At 62.4% G+C, this 5,242-nt stretch carries 7 protein-coding genes; 4 read left to right on the forward strand and 3 right to left on the reverse strand.

Features of this window, described 5'->3' with window-relative positions:
- From rpmA to M3O22_08520, 3 genes are all read right to left on the reverse strand, one after another.
- A partial coding sequence (gene rpmA, locus M3O22_08510; GenBank protein MDP9196785.1) for a 50S ribosomal protein L27 occupies nucleotides 1-253 on the reverse strand: 253 nt, incomplete at its 3' end.
- Between the two features lie 29 nt (nucleotides 254-282).
- Nucleotides 283-600 (reverse strand): 50S ribosomal protein L21, encoded by a 318-nt coding sequence (rplU, locus tag M3O22_08515; GenBank protein MDP9196786.1) that lies wholly within the window; start codon nucleotides 598-600, stop codon nucleotides 283-285.
- 93 nt (nucleotides 601-693) lie between these two features.
- Nucleotides 694-1,194, reverse strand: coding sequence for a glycine zipper 2TM domain-containing protein (locus tag M3O22_08520; GenBank protein ID MDP9196787.1), 501 nt, complete (start codon nucleotides 1,192-1,194; stop codon nucleotides 694-696).
- A 140-nt stretch (nucleotides 1,195-1,334) separates the two neighbouring features.
- Here M3O22_08520 and M3O22_08525 point away from each other — a divergent pair, with 140 nt between their 5' ends.
- The 4 genes from M3O22_08525 to M3O22_08540 form a co-directional block, all read left to right on the forward strand.
- Nucleotides 1,335-2,198 (forward strand): transporter substrate-binding domain-containing protein, encoded by an 864-nt coding sequence (locus tag M3O22_08525; protein ID MDP9196788.1) that lies wholly within the window; start codon nucleotides 1,335-1,337, stop codon nucleotides 2,196-2,198.
- Nucleotides 2,195-3,526: a TldD/PmbA family protein gene (locus M3O22_08530; protein ID MDP9196789.1), complete on the forward strand. Its 1,332-nt coding sequence runs from the start codon at nucleotides 2,195-2,197 to the stop codon at nucleotides 3,524-3,526. Before M3O22_08525 ends, M3O22_08530 begins: the two co-directional genes overlap by 4 nt.
- A gap of 2 nt (nucleotides 3,527-3,528) precedes the next feature.
- On the forward strand, nucleotides 3,529-4,812 hold the full coding sequence (locus M3O22_08535) for a 3-deoxy-D-manno-octulosonic acid transferase (protein MDP9196790.1): 1,284 nt from the start codon (nucleotides 3,529-3,531) through the stop codon (nucleotides 4,810-4,812).
- Nucleotides 4,809-5,242: tetraacyldisaccharide 4'-kinase (locus tag M3O22_08540; GenBank protein MDP9196791.1), on the forward strand; the 434-nt coding region annotated here is incomplete at its 3' end. The genes M3O22_08535 and M3O22_08540, both read left to right, overlap by 4 nt.

The following is a 5,242-nucleotide window of genomic DNA, read 5'->3' on the forward strand; positions in this document are numbered from 1 at the left end:
CAGCCGGGGTGACCGATACAAACATCCTCTCGCCGATGGATTCGCGGAAGCTGACCACGCCATCGATTTTCGCAAACAGGGTATGGTCCTTGCCCAGGCCCACGTTCTGGCCGGCATGGAATTTGGTGCCGCGCTGACGCACCAGGATATTGCCCGCCAGGACTTCCTGGCCGCCATAACGTTTTACTCCGAGACGCCGGCCAGCACTGTCGCGCCCGTTGCGCGAACTGCCGCCGGCTTTTTTATGTGCCATGGTTCAGTCCTCCCCATAAAGGCCGGCCGTCAGGCCGCGGCCTTGATTCCCGTAATCCTCAGCACCGTCAGAAGCTGGCGGTGGCCGTTCTTGCGCCGCGAATTCTGGCGGCGACGCTTCTTGAAGACGATGATCTTCGGACCACGATCCTGGGCGACAATCTCGGCCGTCACCTTCGCTCCAGCCAAGAAGGGCGTTCCCACGGAAGCCTTTCCGGCGTCGCTGACCATCAAAACCTCGTCCAGGGTGACGGTGGAGCCGGCTTCGGCTTCCAGCTTCTCAACCCGGATCACGTCGCCGTCGGCGACCTTGTACTGTTTTCCACCCGTGCGTATGACCGCGAACATGTTGTCACCCGGCAAATTCTGAAAAACCCGCGTGCCTGTGCACCCGGGGAAGGCGCACTATAATGGCTGACCTCGCCAAGTCAAGAAGATTGCCTATTCATTAATGTACCAGGTGCCATTGGGGCCCAGACACGCATAACCTGTCGGAGCATAGGGACTGACGGCATACAGTTTCTGGCAGCCGTTGACCGGAGCGGGGCCCGGGCGGTATCCGGCCGATGCGCCGCGGGGCGGATAGCCATAGATCACGGGACGGGCCTGCGCCAGATCGGTTGCTGACGATCCATAGGGGGGCGGAGCAAACTGGCCGGTCCGGATATTGCCACCCTGTTGCGGATCATAGGAAACCGGCTGGCCCTGGTACTGATTCTGATTCGCCATACCCTCGCCGATGGCCTGGCCTGCGGCAGCTCCGGCGACTGCGCCCACGCCTACAGCCACAAGCTGGCCCGTTCCGGCCCCGATGGCGCTGCCGGCCACACCGCCCACAACCCCGCCAACAACAGCGCCGGCCGTCCCCTGGGGAGTGCTGGCACAGGCAGACAGGAAAAGGGCTGCTGCGGAAACAAGGACAAGGGTCGAAGAACGGAGCATGGGCTGTCCCCGGAAAACAGGATACAGGATGAACTGCTGCGCACTCTGCCCTGTTTCAGCGTTATGGGCAAGATCTGTGTCTGCGACTTGCGGACGGGCGCGAAATGCTGTCTGATCCGGGGCAGACAAACAGGAATTTCATGAAAGGACATACAATGCGGATCAGGCTTCTTCTGCTCTCCGTTTTTCTGGTACTGGCCACAGCCTTTCCGGTCGCGGCACAGGAGAAAGAGTCCGTATATGACCGCGTCATGCGCACGGGCACCATCCGGTGCGGGTACATGCTGTGGGATATCTATCTGAACAAGGACCCCGACACCGGCAAAATGGGCGGAATCTATTATGACTATATGGAACAGCTTGGTAAAAATCTGGGTCTGAAAATCCAGTGGGACCAGGCAGAAACAGGCAATGGTGACTATATCGCCGCCCTGGAAAACGACCGCTTTGATATCTACTGCACGGTCATTATCTATAACGCACAGTGGGCCCGGCAGGTCGATTTCCTGTCCCCTTTCTTCTATATGTCCAGCGCTGTTTTTGTCCGCGAGGGAGACAAACGGGTTGATGGCCACCTGGAAAAGCTCAATGACCCGGCGATGACCCTGACAACTTTCGAAGGGGATATTTTCGAGAAAATCTCCAACCGGGAATTTCCTGCAGCAAAAAAATTCCAGATTCCCCAGATGTCAACCGAGGCGGATCTTTTCCTGAGTGTTGCCACAGCCAAGGCTGATGCCACAATCACAGAAACATCGGCGGCTCTGAAGTTTATGGAGAAAAACCCGGGGAAACTGCGCATGGTGGACATTGGCGGTCCATTCCGGGCCTTGCCTGCCTCGATCTCCATCAAGGGCGGTGAGTACCGGTTCCAGCGCATGCTGGAGATCGCCACGGTGGAGATGATGACCAGTGGTACTATCGAGTCCATCCTGAAAAAACATGAGAAATATCCTGGCACCCTGCTGCGCGTGGCAAAGCCTTTTGTGACCGGAAACCCATGACCCCTCAGACCCCCGACACCCTGAACATCCTGGACGATCTGGTGGCTGCGGCCCGCCGGGCGGGCGCGGACTCGGTCGACGCCGTCCTGTACAATTCCGTATCCCTGTCGCTGTCCCTGCGCCTGGGAAAGATGGAAGGACTGGAGCGTTCGGAATCAGGCGATATCAGCCTGCGGGTCCTGGTGGGCCAGCGACAGGCCACGGTGTCATCCAGCGACCGCACCCCTGACGCCCTGCGCGCGCTGGTGGACCGCGCCATGGCCATGGCCCGCGTGGTCCCGGAGGATCCTTTCGCCGGGCTGGCGCCGCCGGACCTGCTGGCCCGGTCCTTCCCCGATCTGGATCTGGAAGACCCTGTCGAACCCTCCCCGGATCTTCTGACAGAACAGGCCCGCATCGCCGAGGATGCCGCCCGGACTGTTCCCGGCGTCACCAATTCCGGCGGGGCCGAGGCCGGATGGACCCGCGGGGACATGGCGCTGGTGACCTCCGGCGGCTTTTCCGGCCGGTTTGCCTCCACCGGGCACAGCCTGTCTGTGTCCGTCCTGGCCGGAACCGGTACAGCCATGGAGCGGGATTACGACTATACCGCCGCCGCCTGGCGGGAGAATCTTCTGCCGGCAGACACTGTCGGAAAGAACGCAGGTGAACGGGCCGTACGGTCCCTCAATCCCCGCAAGGTAGCCTCGCAGAAAGTCCCGGTGGTGTTCGAGCCCCGCCAGGCCCGCGGCCTTCTGGGCCATCTGGCAGCGGCCATTTCGGGACCCGCCATCGCCCGGGGCACCAGCTTTCTGAAAAACAGCCTGAACCATCCGGTCTTTTCAGACAGTATCAGCATCGTGGACGACCCGTTCGTCCGGCGCGGCTACCGGTCCCGTCCTTTTGATGGCGAGGGCGTGGCGCCGGCAAAAAGAACCATCATCGGAAACGGCCGCCTGACCACCTGGCTTCTGGACTGCCGCTCCGCCCGCCAGCTGGGCCTTGTGTCCACAGGACACTCAACCCGCGGATCGGTCTCCCCGTCCAACCTGTTCATGGCGCCGGGCAGAAAATCACCGGAGGAGCTGATCCGCGACATTCCCGCCGGCCTTTATATTACCGAGATGCTGGGGTCCAGCGTCAATCTGGTGACCGGCGACTACAGCCGCGGCGCCTCGGGCTTCTGGATCGAGAACGGTACAATCGCCTGGCCGGTCAGCGGCATCACCGTGGCCGGGCATCTGTCGGACATGTTCCGGACTCTGGAGCCGGCCAGCGATCTGGTCCTGCGCTATGGCGTCGATGCTCCCACCGTGCGCGTGGACGGCCTGACCGTCGCAGGAACCTGACCGTGGGCCAGCCCTTTTCCCTGACCCTGTATCGCTGGAGCGTGCTGGCCGCCACATCCCTGCTGTACCTTTATCTTCTGGTCCGGAGGCAGCGTGGCAAAGAGGACCCGGCGCGCTGGGGGGAGCGTCTGGGCCATGCCTCGCAATCCCGCCCGGCCGGACCGCTGGTGTGGTTCCATGCAGCCAGCGTGGGCGAGGCCCTGTCCATCCTCTCCCTGCTGGAACGGTTCAGGAATGCCAGACCGGATGTGTCTGTCCTGGTCACCACAGGAACCGTCACCTCGGCCCGGCTGATGGCGCAGCGGTTACCCCCCTGCACAATCCACCAGTATGCGCCCGTGGACCATCCGCGGGTAGTGAGGCGCTTTCTGGATTACTGGGCGCCGCAGATGGCCGTGTGGGTGGAATCAGAGCTGTGGCCGGGAATTCTGGGCGAGATCCGGAAGCGGAACATTCCGGCTGTTCTGGTCAATGGCCGCATTTCAGCCCGGTCCACCCGGCGCTGGAAAGGATTTGCACCGGGACTGGCCCGCTGGCTGTCTGGCAGCTTCCGGCAGATCCTGGCCCAGAACGAGGACTATGCAGAAAACTTCCGCCGCCTAGGCACTATGCAGGTCGAGGCTGTTCCGTCCCTGAAATATGACACCCCGCTCCTGCCCTGTGATCCGGTCGCGCTGGAGGCCCTGAAAGCCGCCATCGGCGGTCGTCCTACATGGCTTCTGGCCAGCAGCCATGCGGGAGAAGAAACCCTCGCCGCCGCTGCCCATTCCACCCTGAAATCCCGCTGGCCAGGCTTTCTGACTGTCATCGTTCCCCGCCACCCGCAGCGGGGCACCACCATCGCCGAAAGCCTCTCCGCCCGGGGATTGCACATCACCCGCCGCAGCACAGATGGACTGCCCGGTTCGCAGACTGACATCTACATCGCCGATACCCTGGGCGAGCTGGGCCTGTTCTTCCGGCTGGTCCCTGTGGTGTGCATGGGAAATTCCCTTGTCCCGCCAGGAGGCGGTCACAATCCTGTTGAACCCCTGCAGCTGGACTCCTGTGTCCTGTACGGCCCATGGATGGGCAACTTTCCGGACATGGCCACAGCGATGGAAGGGGCTGGCGCGACAATCCGCCTGAAATCAGCCGACGATCTGGCTGAAACCGTGCACAGGCTGCTGGGTGACGGGGCTGGACGGGAACGCCTGACAGAGGCCGGGCGGAATTTTCTTGCCCGCCAGGCCCAGGGAACTGATAGAACGCTGCAGGTTCTGCTGTCAGCGCTGGAAAGTTTATGAGGATACGAACTCCTGCGTTCTGGTACACCCCCGGAAGGGGAAAGCTTCTGGCGCCCCTGGGCCATCTGTACGGCCTGGCCGGGCGCACGGTCCGGGCCCGCATTTCCCCGCAGCGAGCCAGTGTACCAGTCATCTGCGTGGGCAATCTGGTGGCCGGCGGGGCCGGAAAAACCCCGACCGTAATGTCCATCACGGACCGCCTTGTGGCTCTGGGATACAGGCCGCACATTCTGATGCGTGGTTATGGCGGACGGCTGAAAGGCCCGATCCAGGCGGACCCGGCGCGCCACAGCTGGCAGGATACGGGGGACGAGGCTCTGCTGCTGTCACGACATGCACCCGTGTGGATCGGTGCTGACCGCGTAGCCTCGGCCCACACTGCCGTGGCCGCCGGCGCAAATGTTCTGGTCATGGACGACGGGTTCCAGAA

The organism is Pseudomonadota bacterium (genome assembly GCA_030775045.1).
Taxonomy (GTDB): Bacteria; Pseudomonadota; Alphaproteobacteria; order JALYJY01; family JALYJY01; genus JALYJY01.

Excerpts from the sequence above, each read along its gene's own strand:
- rplU (MDP9196786.1), bottom strand. The coding sequence starts at position 600 with ATGTTCGCGGTCATACGCACGGGTGGAAAACAGTACAAGGTCGCCGAC.
- M3O22_08530 (MDP9196789.1), top strand. The coding sequence starts at position 2,195 with ATGACCCCTCAGACCCCCGACACCCTGAACATCCTGGACGATCTGGTG.
- M3O22_08520 (MDP9196787.1), bottom strand. The coding sequence starts at position 1,194 with ATGCTCCGTTCTTCGACCCTTGTCCTTGTTTCCGCAGCAGCCCTTTTC.
- M3O22_08525 (MDP9196788.1), top strand. The coding sequence starts at position 1,335 with ATGAAAGGACATACAATGCGGATCAGGCTTCTTCTGCTCTCCGTTTTT.